This is a genomic window from Streptomyces sp. NPDC050485 (assembly GCF_044458185.1).
In the GTDB taxonomy this organism is placed as follows: domain Bacteria; phylum Actinomycetota; class Actinomycetes; order Streptomycetales; family Streptomycetaceae; genus Streptomyces.
On the sequence record NZ_JBITHR010000030.1, the window covers coordinates 20,058 to 36,588 of the forward strand.

The window sequence follows — 16,531 nt, forward strand, 5'->3', positions numbered from 1 at the left end:
GGTGGTCTACTCTCCGTCGATCGCGGCGTCGGTGCCCTTGATGTGCCGGGCGGGGTTGTGGCCTTCGTCGAGCATCTTCACCGCCCACAGCAGTTCCTGGGTGCCCTCGTGCTTGACCATGCCGGGGCTGACCCCGAGACGGAACGTACCGGGTGCCGGCTTCCCCTCGGGGGTGTACGGCAGGAAGTCCAGCGGGCCGGGCCCGTCGGCCAGGTACACCGCGCAGTCGGACAGCAGGGCGACGGGCAGCAGCGCCTCATCCGCGAAGTGCAGGTGCCCGACGGGGGCCGCCACCGGCTGCGTCGCCAGGGCGGTCTTGATCAGTTTGCGGTGCATGTTGACCCGGGCCGTGGAGATCACCGCGGCCCGGATGTCGGGGCGCCAGGTGGGGCGTTCCAGCGCGGGCCAGCGTTCACCGGGCCGGTAGCCCGCGCCCTGCGGCCGCTCGCGCAGCTTGCCGATGCCGCCCTTGACCGTCGACTTGATCGCGGACAGTACGGCGGCGGTCCCCGGATCGGTCTGCTTGTACGTCTCCATCGCCGCGAGGAACGCGCCCTCGTCCATCCCGGATTCGATGCCGAGGTCGGCCATCGTCGCCTTGTACGCCTCGCTCAACTGCTTGTACCAGGGGTCGAGATAGGGTCCGCTCTCCGGACGCAGCCATGCCTCGACGGGGGCGAGGGCGACGGGCAGGCCGTACGCGCCGATGAGCTCATGGGCGTACGCCACGGTGGGAGTCGCGTACCAGGCCGGTCCCTCGGGGCGTACGCCGTCCGATGTGAAGGGGTTGGGCAGGCGCGGGTCCATCTCGATGCCCGACAGGTCGATGAGCCAGCAGCCGGGCACCGTCTTGTCGAAGGCGGGGGCGGTGACGTGGACGGGCGCCCCGAGGCCGACCACGAGACGGTTCGCGGCGGCGAGGAACGCCGTGTTCACATCGATGCCCACCGCGAACTTCCGCGTGCACTCGGCATCGGTGAGCAGCTGCGGGTCCCGGATCCAGTCGAAGGCCTCTTCGTCGAGGACGTCGGCGGGGGTGCGTTGGTGGCCGCGCGGGTGGCGGGCGGTGACGACGGGGTGCTCGTCGGGCGCCTCGGGGGGCGCCGGGTCGACCGGCTCGGTGAGGGAGCCCGGCATCGGGCCGGACACCCACGCGTCGGAGTGCGGGTCCTTCACCGCCCGGGTCGGCGGGCGCAGCGCGGTCATCAGCTCCAGACCCGATACGGCGGTCGAGCCGCGCGGGGTGATGACCCGGGTCGCGTAGTCGCCAAGGACGCGGGCGAGTTCGGCCGGCGGGAACTGGCCCGCACTCCCCCAGGCGCGGGCGTCGAGCGCGCCCCACGGCAGGACCGCGAACTGCACGCACTGACGCTGCCCGGCACGCGCCGGGCGGTAGACGCGGGCCCACGGGCCGAAGCCGCGCCTGGTCAGCTTCCACTTCGCCTTGGTGATCTGCTGGACGGCCTTGTGGTCCTCCGGCAGCCGCAGGCCCCGCCGGTCCTCCAGAGCGGCCGGAAGCCCGAGGTGTTCGGCGGCCGCCTCCGTGAGGACGACCAGCGGGTCAGCGTCCTTGCCCGAGCGGTGCAGCCGGGACGCCCCCAACTTCACCTCGTTCAGGGCCCATTCGACCAGCGAGCCGATGTCATCGGCCGGGCAGTCCAGGACCAGACCGCCGACGCAGTACGCGGATCCGTCCCCGTCCAGAACGGCGATCGGACCGTGCGCGAACCGCGGATCGTTTACGGGGGCGGGTGCCTTGGCCCGGGCTTTGGCCCCGGTTTTGGCGGCGGCGGTGGCGGTAATGGCCGTGGTCTTGGTCATGGTCATGGTGTTCGCCCCGGCCTTGGCCGGAGGCCTCTGCGCGGCTTTCTGCGCGGCCGGACGGCGCACCGTCGCAGACGGCCGGGCGGGCGCGGGCAGCGGAGCCGCGGCTGAGGTGGCAAGAGGCGCAACTGGCGTGGCAGTCGGCTCGGGCGCGGCGGCCGGTTCAGGAGCGGCGGCCGATTGGGGGGTGGCCTCGAAAGCGGCGGCCGACTCGGGAACAGCGGCCGACTCGGACGCAGGCCGCGGCACAGCGGCTGGCCTGCCGGACGCCTCGGACGCCTCGGACGCCTCAGGCACTTCGGCCGCCGGGGCCGCGGCCTGCGGCGCCGGGTGGCGGGCGGCGAGGCCGTCCAGGAGGCGGAGGTAGGCGGCCCGCTTCGGCGGCCTGGGTTCCGTGCGCCCGGCCTCCCAGGACGTCACCGACTCCCGGCGCACGTCCAGCGCCCTGGCGACCTGTTCCTGGCTCAGCCCCGCGGCCTTCCGCAGACGCTTGCGCTCCGCGGGCTCCGGGAGCCCGTCCTGCGCGTACACCTGCTCCAGCAGCGCGTCGATCGAGGCGAACAACTCGTCCTGCTCATCGGCCACATCCATCACCTCCAGCAGCGCACCCTATACGAATCGCACATCGAATCACACGCGAAACGCACGTCGCTGGGAGTGGAAGGGGTGCCGCCGGGCCTCACGGCGTCAGGGTCGACTGGGGCTGGTACTGCGGCATGGGCGGCGCGGCGGGGGCGAACGGCTGGGGCTGCGGGCTCGGCGCCGGGGTGTGGGCGGACGTACGGGCGTACACGACGACCGTTCCCGCCACCCGGTCGGCCACGGTGCGGCCCGAGTACGCGGACAGCGCGTTGAACCAGAACACGGCCACCGCTCCCAGCCAGGCCAGGACGGCCCAGACGAGGTGTCCGGAGACCAGCAGGCAGCAGGCGAAGGCGAAGCAGCCGACATCGGCGAGGGTGGTGACGGCGGCACGGGCGGCGGCACGGCCCGGGGTGTGCGGGGTGATGCGCACGCCGACCAGCACCTTGCCCAGGGTGCGGCCCGCGAAGGTGAGGGTGGCCCAGTGGTAGGCGAAGGTGGTGGCGGCCAGGAGCAGGAAGCCCTGGATCACGGCTACGACCACGTTGTGCCAGAGCGAGGTCGCGAGGTGGCCCGCCTTGCCGATGGCGCCGCCGTCGCCGGTGACGATCTGCCAGGTGGACAGGCCGAGTTCGGGGGCGTTGTGCCAGACGTCGGCGATCTGGTGGGCGGTGTAGACGCCGATGGCGTACGCCGCGGCGAGGACGAGCGCGAAGTCCACCGACCAGGCCACCGCCCGGCGCGCGATCGCGGGGCGGTTCTCAAGCCGGCTGTCGGGGCGGCTGTCGGGACGGTCGTCGGAGCGGCTCTCGGGCGTTAACAGGTCCGCTGCGCTGGTGTGCATGTCGTCTCCCGCTGTGTGGCAAGGGCGGTGGGCACGGCGCTGACCGGCCGAGGTCACTGCTCTCGCGTATCCAGATGTTTCGGTCGGCGGCGCAGGCCCGTCAGGCCCGCACCCGAGCGGTGCTGAACTGCCTTCCCTGCCCCGGCCGTTGGCCCGCCGTGCCGCTGGGCGGCCGACGCCGTCCACGCTGCGCCCGGCCCGGCGACGACCCCCAGTAGGCGCTCCCCACTCGACGGCCCCCACCGGCCCCCACGAGTCCGAGGTCGTCCCAGCGACCCGCCTGCCGGGACACAACCGCCTTGACGGGAGCCGTAGTTGGCTCGTCGGGGCGGCTCTCCGGCAGGTCCTGGCCCCGTCCGTCGCCGTCGCCGAAGACGAACAGGCGGAGCACGACGAAGCGTCCGATGCCGGCGAGCCCGGCGGCCGAGAGGTAGACCACCTGCTCCCACAGCACCCCGGGCGACGCGACGAGCAGATGCAGTACGAACATCGCGGCGCAGGTCACCACGTAGGCCCCGGCGGCCGAGCCGAAGGACTGCAGATGCCGACGCCACCCGGCCCGGCCGCCCCCGAAGGTGAAGCGGGAGTGCAGTTCGGTGGCGACGACGGTCGACGCGACGGTGGTCAGCGCGTTGGCCAGCGCCCAGGGAATCACCAGGGCCAGCAGCGCCAGGGAGACGGTGGAGGCCACCCCCGTACCGCCGCCACACGCCACGAACCGGACGAACGCGCCGAACGGGCCCGGCGCTGTGGAGAGTTGACTGCCACTCTCTGACTTCATGACCAACCCCCCATTCGACCCGCACGGCGTTCGTTCTAACGAACACTGTACGGGTCGCGCACAGTGTTCGCAACCCTGGACGCTGTACGTAGACGCGAGAGCGGCGACCATGACCCGCAAGGGCCGCGCTCACCGCTCTCGGCGTCTCAGGCAGCCCGGTCAGTGGACGGCGAGGGGCGCCTCCGTTTCGGGCAGCCCCGCGTCGGCCTCGCTGTCGGCGGCGGGGGCTCCCTTCCCCTTCATGAGGAAGGCGGCCAGGACCGCGGCGCCCACGACACCGGCGGCGCCGACCAGGAAGCTGGCGGACATGGCGTCGGTGAAGGCGCTGTGGGTGGCGGACAGTGAAGGTGCTGTATCCATGGCACGGAGGGCGCGGAGCGCGGGAGTTCGGTGCGTTGTCAGTGGCTCGCACTATGTTGATCGCACCTTGACCGAAGGGGGGTGGGCCGGGTGATCCGTGCGTACACGTTCCTCATGCGGCCCACCGTGGGCCAGCGGGTCGCGCTGAGTGAGATGCTGCGGGATCACTGCTCGCTGTACAACGGGGCGTTGCAGGAACGCCGCGACGCGTGGCGGCACGTGTCGAAGACGGGCATCACGTACGGGGTGCAGTCGGCGCAGCTCAAGGAGATCCGGGCGTTCGATCCGGAGCGTCAGGGCCGCTGGTCGTTCTCCTCTCAGCAGGCGACGTTGCGCCGGCTGGACAGGGCGTTCGCCGCGTTCATCCGGCGGGTCAAGTCCGGTGAGACGCCGGGCTATCCGCGTTTTCGGGGTGCGATGTGGTTCGACACGGTGGACTTCCCGAAGGACGGTGACGGCTGCCGCTGGGATGCCACCCCGCACGACCCGACCACCCGCGTCCGCTTCCAGGGTGCCGGGCACGTCAGGGTCAACCAGCACCGGCCGGTGGTCGGTAAGGTCAAGACCGTCTCCGTCAAGCGTGAGGGCAAGCGCTGGTACGTCATCCTCACCGTCGAGCAGGAACAGCCCGGGCCTCTGCCGCCGACCGGCAGTGTGGTCGGCGTCGACGTGGGCATAGCCAACTTCCTCGCCGACTCCAACGGCGCCTTCGTGCCCAACCCCCGGCACGGCCGGAGGGCCGCCGCGAAGCTTGAAGCCGCACAGCAGGCTCTCGCCCGGTTGCCGCGTGTGCGCCGCGACAAGCGGACGGCCAACCATCAGCGGGCCGTCGCCAAGGTCGCCGACCTGGACCGCAAGGTGCGCCGCCAGCGCCTGGACCACGCCCACAAGACCGCGCTTGACCTCGTACGCCAGCACGACGTCATCGCGCACGAAGACCTCAAGATCCGCAACATGGTTAAGGCTCCCGCGCCGAAGCCCGACCCCGGGATGCCGGGCGGCTTCCTGCCCAACGGGGCCTCCCGGGCCTGCCCCGAATGCGGGCACGTCGCCAAGGAGAACCGGCCCACCCAGGAGAAGTTCCACTGCGTCTCGTGCGGCCACACCGCACACGCGGACACAGTGGGCGCACTCAACGTTCTACGGGCCGGGCTGGTCCGTCGCAAAGCCCAACCGGCATAGCGAGAAGCCCCCTCGTTTACGAGGGGGAGGAGTCACATGCATCTCTCGGATCGGCGCGCGCCGAACAGCCCTGTGACGGGCGCGGCACACGGGAAAGGGGGGGAGGCGGCGTACGCGATGCGTGGCGCTCGCCCGGGCAGGCGTACGCGATGTGCTCGCCGCGCCTGGTGGGTCAGGCCCCTGCGGGCGGGGTCCATTCGACGAGTTCGACGATGACGCCGTTGGGGTCGGTGAGCCGCAACTGCCAGTTGCCCCACGGCTGTTGACGCAGCGCAGTGATGATGGGCGCGCCTTCGCGGCGCAGCCGGTCGTGTTCGTCGGCGATGGCGGTCACCGTGAACGACACGGTCACGTCCTGGGGGCCCGGACGGTCCCGGGGCGGGTCTTCGGGAGAGCGCTCAAGGAGCACGATGTCGGCGGCCGCGTCGTCGCGGCCGAGACAGATGTAGCCCTCACCGCGCACCACTTCCCGGAAACCCAGGTGGGTCGTGAAGAACTCACTGGAGGCGGCCGCGTCGGCGATGTGCAGGGAGATGGCGGACGAGGTGATGTTCACGGCGTCGGCGACCGCCCGGCGCTCGGCCCGCCGCACCGCGCTGTCCGCCGCGCGGTGACGCGATCCATGGTCACGTCAGACTTGCCCTCCGATCTGGTGGCCCGTTGTCGCCGGAGCGACTTCCGGCGGCGCTCTCCAGCATCACGGGGGCCCCGGCGCCGAACAACGGCCGATCCTGCAACGGTGGTTAACACAGAGGTTTACGAACGGGGGCGGGGCACGGTGGAGCTGCGCGACATCGAGATATTCCTGACCTGGCGGAGGAGCTGCACTTCGGCCGCACGGCCGAGCGGCTCCACGTATCACCGGCCCGGGTCAGCCAGGCCGTCAAGAAGCAGGAACGCACCATCGGCGCCGCCCTGTTCGAGCGCACCAGCCGTGCCGTGCGGCTGACCGCCGTCGGCGAGCGGCTGCGGGACGATCTCCGGCCCGTCTACCAGGGTCTCCGGGAGAGCCTGGAGCGGGCCCGGACGGCAGCCCAGGGCAAGACCGATGTGCTGCGAACCCTCCACGACGCACCGCTGCTGAGCTGGTGCCTGGTCTGGCGCAACGACGACGACGACGACAACGACAACGACAACGACAACGAGATGATCCACGCCTTCGCCCGCATCGTGCACGGCCTCGGCACCCGGGCGCTGTGACCGTCCGCCCCAGCCGGCGGGTCACGACGCCGACCGGGCCTCCCGGGAGGCGTCCGGGCGGAACTCGGCGTCCAGCACGTCGGTGAAGATGCCGATCGGGTCGTCCCAACCACCCTGGGCCCAATCGGCGTTGATGTTGACCGCCACCATGCGCGACCCGTCACGGCTGCCATAGGCGTACGACCACGATCCGAGGACGGCGCCGCCCATGCCCCAGACCGTCGTCCCGCACGGCAGCTCAAGCGAGGAGACGCCGAGGCCGTACCGGGTGCCCGGGACCCACCCCCGGGTGGGGACGGTGGTGAACATCGCGCGCTGCTGCTCGTCCGGGAGGATCCGCCCCCCGAGCAGCGCGCCGAAGAACTCGTTCAGCTCCCCGGCCGTGGAGATCATGCTGCCCGCCGCCCAGTACGGGCTCGGGTCCAGCTCGGTCGCGTCGTAGATCTCGGCGTCGGGGTCGGGCAGATACAGATTCGTGTAGTGCTGTGAGTGCGGTTCGGCGATCTTCGCGTCGTCGCCGTGCGGCAGGTACGTACCGGCAAGGCCGAGCGGCTCGGTGATGCGCCGGGAGATCTCGTCGGCGAGCGCTCCTCCGGTCACCCGCTCGATGACCATCCCGGCGAGAATGTAGTTGGTGCTGGAGTACCCCCAGCCCGTGCCCGGCTCGAACGGGGCCGGATGAGCCATGGCGATTTCCACGAGCTGCTGGGGCGTGAAGGTGTCGCGGGACTGCAACGCCGGATAGTCCTCGGTGTAGCTGAAGATCCCGCTGGTGTTGTCGAGCAGCTGCCTGACGGTGATCCGGCCGCCGTCGTGGCCGTTGCCCAGGACCATGCCCGGCAGCCACTTCTCGACGGAGTCGCCGAGGCTCAGCCCGTGTTCCGCGACGAGCTGCAGCACCACGGTGGCCACGAACGTCTTGGTGATGCTGCCGATCCGGAACCGGTCCTGCTCGCCCCGCTCCCGGCCGGTCTCGGTATCGCCCACCCCGGCCGATCCGAACCAGCGCCCCTCGCCGTCCCGCACCTCGGCGAGAATCCCGGGAACTCCCCCTTCAGCCACGGCCCGCCCGAGCTCCCGCTCCACCCCGCTCGCCACCATCGCCCCCGCCTTCCACCTGCTCCGTGCCGCGCGCTCCGTGAGGAGGCACGAAGGAGAACCGGACACTGTCGGTTCCTCACGGTAGTCAGCCAAGTGCGGGCGCGGTGGCTCGGCAGATGAGGGGCGCTCAAGAACGCTTCGAGGGGCCGCCGTTGGGCCCGGCGTCGTCACACCACCGCCTGCGAGGTCAGGGGCGGGTGGGGCCACCTGGCGCCGGGGCAGTTCACCAGCAACCGCCCCGGCGCCCTCTCCTGCGCTCAACCGGCTGGCTGTCCCGCCCGGCTGCCTCACGACGCCTCCCGCTCCCCCGCCACTTCCCGCGCCCGGTGCCGCGCGCACACCGTCCGGGTCGGCAGTGCGGGTCGGTCGCACGGCAGGCCGTCCCACCCGGCGCACACCGCCGACGGCCGGGCACCTTCGGCCTCGGTCTCTCCCCCGACCTGAGCGTGCTGTTCGCGGCACGGCTTGCACAGCCCGTCGGTGCGGGCCTTTCCGGTCAGGACGATCCGGCAGCCGCACTCGCCGCAGTCGGCACGCGGTGGTGCCGGTGGCTGCGGTGGATCAGGGACGACGGCTGCACCGTCCGAGGGGCGACGCGGCGCGGCAGCGGCCCCGGTGTCGTACGGGCCGAGTTGACCGCTCTGGCGTCGCCGGGCCGCGCGTCTGTCCGCGACGACTTCCGCGCACACGGCGCAGGCAGCACCGGTGGACCACATCGTTCCGGCCTCGCAGTCCAGATGGCCGCAGCCCCATCTCGGCAGGGCCACGCCAAGCAGCCAGCGCCCGGGGTCGCGGATCTCGGACGGCGACGTACCGGCGAAGCGGACCGTGAGGCGGTGGTGCAGGCGTGCGGCGTCCGTGCCACCGCGCAGCTGGCGGCCCACCTCCCGGGCGATCTGGCGGACCAGGAAGGGGCTGTCGACCTGCTGCAACAGCCAGTGCACGGGTTCGAGCACGGCGTAGATCCGCGGGCTGAGGGTGAGCTGTGGTCCGGTGTAGGGCTTGCCCACTCCCCCGCCGGTGCTGGGCCTCGCACTCTGCTTCGGTGGGGGTGAGGTGTCGGCATCCGCGCGAAGCGCGAGGCCTGCCGCAGGGTTCGCGGCTCGCGGTTCGCGACGGATTCTCGCGAGCTCGACGCGCGCATCCACCCGAGTCTCGCCTACGGCGGGTGAGGAAAGACGGGGTTCGTCCTCGGGTCGGGCAATTCTCTGGTCTTCCTTAGTCGCGAGCGATCCCCCACGAACCGGGGAACCCGATCCTTCACCAACAACAGGAGTCCGCAGGTCGGTCGAAGGGGTGGCAGGGCCACCGGCCGTGGTCTCCTCGACGGCGGCGTTCGAGCTCTCGTACCCGTCCGCTTCGGACCCGTCCGGTGCCATCGGCTGGGGCATGTCGTGGGCGACGTAGACATTGCGGCCCTGGTCCCCGGCCCGCCGGTGCACGCTGGCCCAGCCCAGCCCCGCCAAGCCGTCGACCACCGCCGCCGCCGCAGTGGCCGAGATCGGCTGCCCGGCACGCCGTCCCGAAAAGTGGCGCAGGTACCCGGCGAGTTCACGGAGAGTCAGCGGGATGCCCTGTGCCTGGGCGAACATCAGCACCGTGTAAGCCCGCAGTTGACGCGGTGTGAGGTCCTCACTTGCCGCGACCGGCAGCCATACGTACAGCTCGGTGGAGGACATGCGACGGACCCGGCGGCACGCGGTGGTGCCGGTGCCGCCGGGCAGGGAGCGGCGGGTGTTCTCGGGAAGTTCGATCACGCCGTCGGGGCGGGGGCTGCGCAGCTGCGCAAGTCCGCGCTCGACCGACGACGTTGACATGCCCATGTACGAGGCGAGCGTCACGGTTCCGGCCGTACAGCCCTCCGGCCGCTGCCCGAGGGCCTTGACCTTGATGTACACGGCCAGGGCGACGTCGGAGTAGAAGCCGGACGCCACCAGCGCCCAGGGCACCTTCACCCGCTGGCGCCGTTCCCGCTTGGTGGGGTGCCAGGTGGCAGCGCGTACGGGGGCGGGGGCGGGCCGCGCCGCCTGGGCGGATCCGCCAGTGGTACGGCGGGAGTTGGGGCTGGCGGCCCGCATGGCGGGGCGGACCGTAGTGCCGTGGAGGGACGGGGTGCGGGGCGAGGCTGGACCAGCAAAAGACAACACTGAACCAGCCCTCGTGCTGGTAGCGATGATGTGCTCCTGGCAGAGGGGAAGAAGGCAAAACGCCATCGCCGTTCGGCAGACTGCTGACGAACGCGGGGTGGGGGATTCAGTTGGGGGAAGGGCTGGGGGTCACCTCACGGGCGGTGGTTGCAGATGGATGTGGGGGTCTTGACGGGCGCCCAGGAGATTCGCTGACCGGCGAATCTCCTGGATGGGGCCTGGGACTCAGACGGAGGCCCTGGTGAGGGTGCGGTTCCGTCGCCGACGCGGCAGGTCCTCTATGGCGTCAGGGAGCTCGCAGATCCACAGCCCGATGGGGATGCGGAAGGCGGCCCGCCCTTCCAGGTGCTTGAGATCGAAGGCGGCGCGTTCCGCGGGCGTGGTGACCAGATAGACGGAGTCCTCCAGCACCCACAGCGCGGTCTCGCGCGTGGTGAGCGGATCGTCCACCGCCTGACGGGCCGCGTCCACCGCGCTGGACTGCCACAGTTCGAGGGGATGGCGAGCGCTGCGGGGGCGGCGGCTGCCGGGCCACACGATCTGGGAGACGAAGGCGTACACGCGCAGCGCGACGATCGCGTCTTCGAAATGGGGCTCGACCAGGACGCCTTCGTCGCGTGCCTTCCAGGCCCAGGACTCGCTGAGACCAGCGGCCAGAGCGACCGCACTGGTGCTGAGCTGGGCGTTTGTCACCGACATGGCGATCACTCCAGGGGTGCATGGGTTACTCGTGGTGATTACGTTACCGGAAATCGCACGTGACCTGCGCTGACACTAGAAACCGAGCGTGTTGTTGTTTCGTCAGCAGGTCTGCCGTGTCCGGTATTTGATGGCCTATCAGGAAACGCTAGTCCAACTGGGTCGGTTCATTGTTCTCGCGACAGCTGGACAGTTAGGCAGCAAGCACGTCAGTTAGACCGTCCGTCCGTCAGTAAGCAAGACAGACAGTTCTAGGGCAACAAACAGCGCAACATCCATCCCGACAGAGATCGCTGTACACATCGGTTTATGTATCGGGATACTTGCTGGTCGGCGCCTGGATGCGGATGTGGGTGTGGCCCGTGCCTAGGCACGGGCCACACCCACATCCGCATCCAGGCGCCGACCAGCAAGTATCCCGATACATAAACCGATGTGTACAGCGATCTCTGTCGGGATGGATGTTGCGCTGTTTGTTGCCCTAGAACTGTCTGTCTTGCTTACTGACGGACGGACGGTCTAACTGACGTGCTTGCTGCCTAACTGTCCAGCTGTCGCGAGAACAATGAACCGACCCAGTTGGACTAGCGTTTCCTGATAGGCCATCAAATACCGGACACGGCAGACCTGCTGACGAAACAACAACACGCTCGGTTTCTAGTGTCAGCGCAGGTCACGTGCGATTTCCGGTAACGTAATCACCACGAGTAACCCATGCACCCCTGGAGTGATCGCCATGTCGGTGACAAACGCCCAGCTCAGCACCAGTGCGGTCGCTCTGGCCGCTGGTCTCAGCGAGTCCTGGGCCTGGAAGGCACGCGACGAAGGCGTCCTGGTCGAGCCCCATTTCGAAGACGCGATCGTCGCGCTGCGCGTGTACGCCTTCGTCTCCCAGATCGTGTGGCCCGGCAGCCGCCGCCCCCGCAGCGCTCGCCATCCCCTCGAACTGTGGCAGTCCAGCGCGGTGGACGCGGCCCGTCAGGCGGTGGACGATCCGCTCACCACGCGCGAGACCGCGCTGTGGGTGCTGGAGGACTCCGTCTATCTGGTCACCACGCCCGCGGAACGCGCCGCCTTCGATCTCAAGCACCTGGAAGGGCGGGCCGCCTTCCGCATCCCCATCGGGCTGTGGATCTGCGAGCTCCCTGACGCCATAGAGGACCTGCCGCGTCGGCGACGGAACCGCACCCTCACCAGGGCCTCCGTCTGAGTCCCAGGCCCCATCCAGGAGATTCGCCGGTCAGCGAATCTCCTGGGCGCCCGTCAAGACCCCCACATCCATCTGCAACCACCGCCCGTGAGGTGACCCCCAGCCCTTCCCCCAACTGAATCCCCCACCCCGCGTTCGTCAGCAGTCTGCCGAACGGCGATGGCGTTTTGCCTTCTTCCCCTCTGCCAGGAGCACATCATCGCTACCAGCACGAGGGCTGGTTCAGTGTTGTCTTTTGCTGGTCCAGCCTCGCCCCGCACCCCGTCCCTCCACGGCACTACGGTCCGCCCCGCCATGCGGGCCGCCAGCCCCAACTCCCGCCGTACCACTGGCGGATCCGCCCAGGCGGCGCGGCCCGCCCCCGCCCCCGTACGCGCTGCCACCTGGCACCCCACCAAGCGGGAACGGCGCCAGCGGGTGAAGGTGCCCTGGGCGCTGGTGGCGTCCGGCTTCTACTCCGACGTCGCCCTGGCCGTGTACATCAAGGTCAAGGCCCTCGGGCAGCGGCCGGAGGGCTGTACGGCCGGAACCGTGACGCTCGCCTCGTACATGGGCATGTCAACGTCGTCGGTCGAGCGCGGACTTGCGCAGCTGCGCAGCCCCCGCCCCGACGGCGTGATCGAACTTCCCGAGAACACCCGCCGCTCCCTGCCCGGCGGCACCGGCACCACCGCGTGCCGCCGGGTCCGTCGCATGTCCTCCACCGAGCTGTACGTATGGCTGCCGGTCGCGGCAAGTGAGGACCTCACACCGCGTCAACTGCGGGCTTACACGGTGCTGATGTTCGCCCAGGCACAGGGCATCCCGCTGACTCTCCGTGAACTCGCCGGGTACCTGCGCCACTTTTCGGGACGGCGTGCCGGGCAGCCGATCTCGGCCACTGCGGCGGCGGCGGTGGTCGACGGCTTGGCGGGGCTGGGCTGGGCCAGCGTGCACCGGCGGGCCGGGGACCAGGGCCGCAATGTCTACGTCGCCCACGACATGCCCCAGCCGATGGCACCGGACGGGTCCGAAGCGGACGGGTACGAGAGCTCGAACGCCGCCGTCGAGGAGACCACGGCCGGTGGCCCTGCCACCCCTTCGACCGACCTGCGGACTCCTGTTGTTGGTGAAGGATCGGGTTCCCCGGTTCGTGGGGGATCGCTCGCGACTAAGGAAGACCAGAGAATTGCCCGACCCGAGGACGAACCCCGTCTTTCCTCACCCGCCGTAGGCGAGACTCGGGTGGATGCGCGCGTCGAGCTCGCGAGAATCCGTCGCGAACCGCGAGCCGCGAACCCTGCGGCAGGCCTCGCGCTTCGCGCGGATGCCGACACCTCACCCCCACCGAAGCAGAGTGCGAGGCCCAGCACCGGCGGGGGAGTGGGCAAGCCCTACACCGGACCACAGCTCACCCTCAGCCCGCGGATCTACGCCGTGCTCGAACCCGTGCACTGGCTGTTGCAGCAGGTCGACAGCCCCTTCCTGGTCCGCCAGATCGCCCGGGAGGTGGGCCGCCAGCTGCGCGGTGGCACGGACGCCGCACGCCTGCACCACCGCCTCACGGTCCGCTTCGCCGGTACGTCGCCGTCCGAGATCCGCGACCCCGGGCGCTGGCTGCTTGGCGTGGCCCTGCCGAGATGGGGCTGCGGCCATCTGGACTGCGAGGCCGGAACGATGTGGTCCACCGGTGCTGCCTGCGCCGTGTGCGCGGAAGTCGTCGCGGACAGACGCGCGGCCCGGCGACGCCAGAGCGGTCAACTCGGCCCGTACGACACCGGGGCCGCTGCCGCGCCGCGTCGCCCCTCGGACGGTGCAGCCGTCGTCCCTGATCCACCGCAGCCACCGGCACCACCGCGTGCCGACTGCGGCGAGTGCGGCTGCCGGATCGTCCTGACCGGAAAGGCCCGCACCGACGGGCTGTGCAAGCCGTGCCGCGAACAGCACGCTCAGGTCGGGGGAGAGACCGAGGCCGAAGGTGCCCGGCCGTCGGCGGTGTGCGCCGGGTGGGACGGCCTGCCGTGCGACCGACCCGCACTGCCGACCCGGACGGTGTGCGCGCGGCACCGGGCGCGGGAAGTGGCGGGGGAGCGGGAGGCGTCGTGAGGCAGCCGGGCGGGACAGCCAGCCGGTTGAGCGCAGGAGAGGGCGCCGGGGCGGTTGCTGGTGAACTGCCCCGGCGCCAGGTGGCCCCACCCGCCCCTGACCTCGCAGGCGGTGGTGTGACGACGCCGGGCCCAACGGCGGCCCCTCGAAGCGTTCTTGAGCGCCCCTCATCTGCCGAGCCACCGCGCCCGCACTTGGCTGACTACCGTGAGGAACCGACAGTGTCCGGTTCTCCTTCGTGCCTCCTCACGGAGCGCGCGGCACGGAGCAGGTGGAAGGCGGGGGCGATGGTGGCGAGCGGGGTGGAGCGGGAGCTCGGGCGGGCCGTGGCTGAAGGGGGAGTTCCCGGGATTCTCGCCGAGGTGCGGGACGGCGAGGGGCGCTGGTTCGGATCGGCCGGGGTGGGCGATACCGAGACCGGCCGGGAGCGGGGCGAGCAGGACCGGTTCCGGATCGGCAGCATCACCAAGACGTTCGTGGCCACCGTGGTGCTGCAGCTCGTCGCGGAACACGGGCTGAGCCTCGGCGACTCCGTCGAGAAGTGGCTGCCGGGCATGGTCCTGGGCAACGGCCACGACGGCGGCCGGATCACCGTCAGGCAGCTGCTCGACAACACCAGCGGGATCTTCAGCTACACCGAGGACTATCCGGCGTTGCAGTCCCGCGACACCTTCACGCCCCAGCAGCTCGTGGAAATCGCCATGGCTCATCCGGCCCCGTTCGAGCCGGGCACGGGCTGGGGGTACTCCAGCACCAACTACATTCTCGCCGGGATGGTCATCGAGCGGGTGACCGGAGGAGCGCTCGCCGACGAGATCTCCCGGCGCATCACCGAGCCGCTCGGCCTTGCCGGTACGTACCTGCCGCACGGCGACGACGCGAAGATCGCCGAACCGCACTCACAGCACTACACGAATCTGTATCTGCCCGACCCCGACGCCGAGATCTACGACGCGACCGAGCTGGACCCGAGCCCGTACTGGGCGGCGGGCAGCATGATCTCCACGGCCGGGGAGCTGAACGAGTTCTTCGGCGCGCTGCTCGGGGGGCGGATCCTCCCGGACGAGCAGCAGCGCGCGATGTTCACCACCGTCCCCACCCGGGGGTGGGTCCCGGGCACCCGGTACGGCCTCGGCGTCTCCTCGCTTGAGCTGCCGTGCGGGACGACGGTCTGGGGCATGGGCGGCGCCGTCCTCGGATCGTGGTCGTACGCCTATGGCAGCCGTGACGGGTCGCGCATGGTGGCGGTCAACATCAACGCCGATTGGGCCCAGGGTGGTTGGGACGACCCGATCGGCATCTTCACCGACGTGCTGGACGCCGAGTTCCGCCCGGACGCCTCCCGGGAGGCCCGGTCGGCGTCGTGACCCGCCGGCTGGGGCGGACGGTCACAGCGCCCGGGTGCCGAGGCCGTGCACGATGCGGGCGAAGGCGTGGATCATCTCGTTGTCGTTGTCGTTGTCGTTGTCGTCGTCGTCGTCGTTGCGCCAGACCAGGCACCAGCTCAGCAGCGGTGCGTCGTGGAGGGTTCGCAGCACATCGGTCTTGCCCTGGGCTGCCGTCCGGGCCCGCTCCAGGCTCTCCCGGAGACCCTGGTAGACGGGCCGGAGATCGTCCCGCAGCCGCTCGCCGACGGCGGTCAGCCGCACGGCACGGCTGGTGCGCTCGAACAGGGCGGCGCCGATGGTGCGTTCCTGCTTCTTGACGGCCTGGCTGACCCGGGCCGGTGATACGTGGAGCCGCTCGGCCGTGCGGCCGAAGTGCAGCTCCTCCGCCAGGTCAGGAATATCTCGATGTCGCGCAGCTCCACCGTGCCCCGCCCCCGTTCGTAAACCTCTGTGTTAACCACCGTTGCAGGATCGGCCGTTGTTCGGCGCCGGGGCCCCCGTGATGCTGGAGAGCGCCGCCGGAAGTCGCTCCGGCGACAACGGGCCACCAGATCGGAGGGCAAGTCTGACGTGACCATGGATCGCGTCACCGCGCGGCGGACAGCGCGGTGCGGCGGGCCGAGCGCCGGGCGGTCGCCGACGCCGTGAACATCACCTCGTCCGCCATCTCCCTGCACATCGCCGACGCGGCCGCCTCCAGTGAGTTCTTCACGACCCACCTGGGTTTCCGGGAAGTGGTGCGCGGTGAGGGCTACATCTGTCTCGGCCGCGACGACGCGGCCGCCGACATCGTGCTCCTTGAGCGCTCTCCCGAAGACCCGCCCCGGGACCGTCCGGGCCCCCAGGACGTGACCGTGTCGTTCACGGTGACCGCCATCGCCGACGAACACGACCGGCTGCGCCGCGAAGGCGCGCCCATCATCACTGCGCTGCGTCAACAGCCGTGGGGCAACTGGCAGTTGCGGCTCACCGACCCCAACGGCGTCATCGTCGAACTCGTCGAATGGACCCCGCCCGCAGGGGCCTGACCCACCAGGCGCGGCGAGCACATCGCGTACGCCTGCCCGGGCGAGCGCCACGCATCGCGTACGCCGCCTCCCCCCCTTTCCCGTGTGCCGCGCCCGTCAC

Annotated in this window: 13 protein-coding genes and 2 pseudogenes; 6 read left to right on the top strand and 9 right to left on the bottom strand. The window is 70.6% G+C overall.

Annotated elements, in window-relative coordinates; translation table 11 throughout:
• Nucleotides 1-6: 6 nt before the first annotated feature.
• The 4 genes from tap to ACIBK6_RS36810 form a co-directional block, all read right to left on the bottom strand.
• A complete protein-coding gene (gene tap / locus ACIBK6_RS36795; protein WP_399056946.1) occupies nt 7-2,409 on the bottom strand; it encodes a telomere-associated protein Tap in 2,403 nt (800 codons plus the stop codon).
• 94 nt (nt 2,410-2,503) lie between these two features.
• On the bottom strand, nt 2,504-3,250 hold the full coding sequence (locus ACIBK6_RS36800) for an RDD family protein (RefSeq protein WP_399056948.1): 747 nt from the start codon (nt 3,248-3,250) through the stop codon (nt 2,504-2,506).
• 100 nt (nt 3,251-3,350) lie between these two features.
• Complete coding sequence (locus ACIBK6_RS36805) at nt 3,351-4,031, bottom strand: GtrA family protein (protein WP_399056950.1); 681 nt, start codon at nt 4,029-4,031, stop codon at nt 3,351-3,353.
• 159 nt (nt 4,032-4,190) lie between these two features.
• Complete coding sequence (locus ACIBK6_RS36810; protein ID WP_399056951.1) at nt 4,191-4,391, bottom strand: hypothetical protein; 201 nt, start codon at nt 4,389-4,391, stop codon at nt 4,191-4,193.
• 90 nt (nt 4,392-4,481) lie between these two features.
• On the opposite strand from ACIBK6_RS36810, the gene ACIBK6_RS36815 reads away from it, so the two are divergent.
• Nucleotides 4,482-5,573 (top strand): RNA-guided endonuclease InsQ/TnpB family protein, encoded by a 1,092-nt coding sequence (locus tag ACIBK6_RS36815; protein ID WP_399056953.1) that lies wholly within the window; start codon nt 4,482-4,484, stop codon nt 5,571-5,573.
• A 172-nt stretch (nt 5,574-5,745) separates the two neighbouring features.
• On the opposite strand, the gene ACIBK6_RS36820 is transcribed toward ACIBK6_RS36815, so the two are convergent.
• Nucleotides 5,746-6,165, bottom strand: coding sequence for a VOC family protein (locus ACIBK6_RS36820; protein ID WP_399056955.1), 420 nt, complete (start codon nt 6,163-6,165; stop codon nt 5,746-5,748).
• Between the two features lie 186 nt (nt 6,166-6,351).
• Between ACIBK6_RS36820 and ACIBK6_RS36825 the strand changes: the two are divergent.
• Nucleotides 6,352-6,632: pseudogene (locus tag ACIBK6_RS36825) on the top strand (LysR family transcriptional regulator); the annotation flags it as partial.
• A gap of 162 nt (nt 6,633-6,794) precedes the next feature.
• Here ACIBK6_RS36825 and ACIBK6_RS36830 read toward each other — a convergent pair.
• The 3 genes from ACIBK6_RS36830 to ACIBK6_RS36840 all read right to left on the bottom strand — a co-directional run bounded on the left by ACIBK6_RS36830 (nt 6,795) and on the right by ACIBK6_RS36840 (nt 10,720).
• On the bottom strand, nt 6,795-7,874 hold the full coding sequence (locus ACIBK6_RS36830; protein WP_399056957.1) for a serine hydrolase domain-containing protein: 1,080 nt from the start codon (nt 7,872-7,874) through the stop codon (nt 6,795-6,797).
• Between the two features lie 287 nt (nt 7,875-8,161).
• Nucleotides 8,162-9,952: a hypothetical protein gene (locus ACIBK6_RS36835; protein WP_399056959.1), complete on the bottom strand. Its 1,791-nt coding sequence runs from the start codon at nt 9,950-9,952 to the stop codon at nt 8,162-8,164.
• Nucleotides 9,953-10,246: 294 nt separating this feature from the next.
• On the bottom strand, nt 10,247-10,720 hold the full coding sequence (locus ACIBK6_RS36840; RefSeq protein ID WP_399056961.1) for a hypothetical protein: 474 nt from the start codon (nt 10,718-10,720) through the stop codon (nt 10,247-10,249).
• A gap of 736 nt (nt 10,721-11,456) precedes the next feature.
• On the opposite strand from ACIBK6_RS36840, the gene ACIBK6_RS36845 reads away from it, so the two are divergent.
• From ACIBK6_RS36845 to ACIBK6_RS36855, 3 genes are all read left to right on the top strand, one after another.
• The gene (locus tag ACIBK6_RS36845) at nt 11,457-11,930 is read left to right on the top strand and encodes a hypothetical protein (protein WP_399056961.1); all 474 of its coding nucleotides are present in this window, start codon (nt 11,457-11,459) and stop codon (nt 11,928-11,930) included.
• Nucleotides 11,931-12,224: 294 nt separating this feature from the next.
• On the top strand, nt 12,225-14,015 hold the full coding sequence (locus ACIBK6_RS36850) for a hypothetical protein (RefSeq protein ID WP_399056959.1): 1,791 nt from the start codon (nt 12,225-12,227) through the stop codon (nt 14,013-14,015).
• A 287-nt stretch (nt 14,016-14,302) separates the two neighbouring features.
• Nucleotides 14,303-15,382, top strand: a complete 1,080-nt coding sequence (locus ACIBK6_RS36855) for a serine hydrolase domain-containing protein (RefSeq protein WP_399056957.1) — start codon at nt 14,303-14,305, stop codon at nt 15,380-15,382.
• A gap of 162 nt (nt 15,383-15,544) precedes the next feature.
• Here ACIBK6_RS36855 and ACIBK6_RS36860 read toward each other — a convergent pair.
• Nucleotides 15,545-15,825 (bottom strand): annotated as a pseudogene (locus tag ACIBK6_RS36860) (LysR family transcriptional regulator); the annotation flags it as partial.
• A gap of 186 nt (nt 15,826-16,011) precedes the next feature.
• Here ACIBK6_RS36860 and ACIBK6_RS36865 point away from each other — a divergent pair.
• Nucleotides 16,012-16,431 (top strand): VOC family protein, encoded by a 420-nt coding sequence (locus ACIBK6_RS36865; RefSeq protein WP_399056955.1) that lies wholly within the window; start codon nt 16,012-16,014, stop codon nt 16,429-16,431.
• Nucleotides 16,432-16,531: the final 100 nt, after the last annotated feature.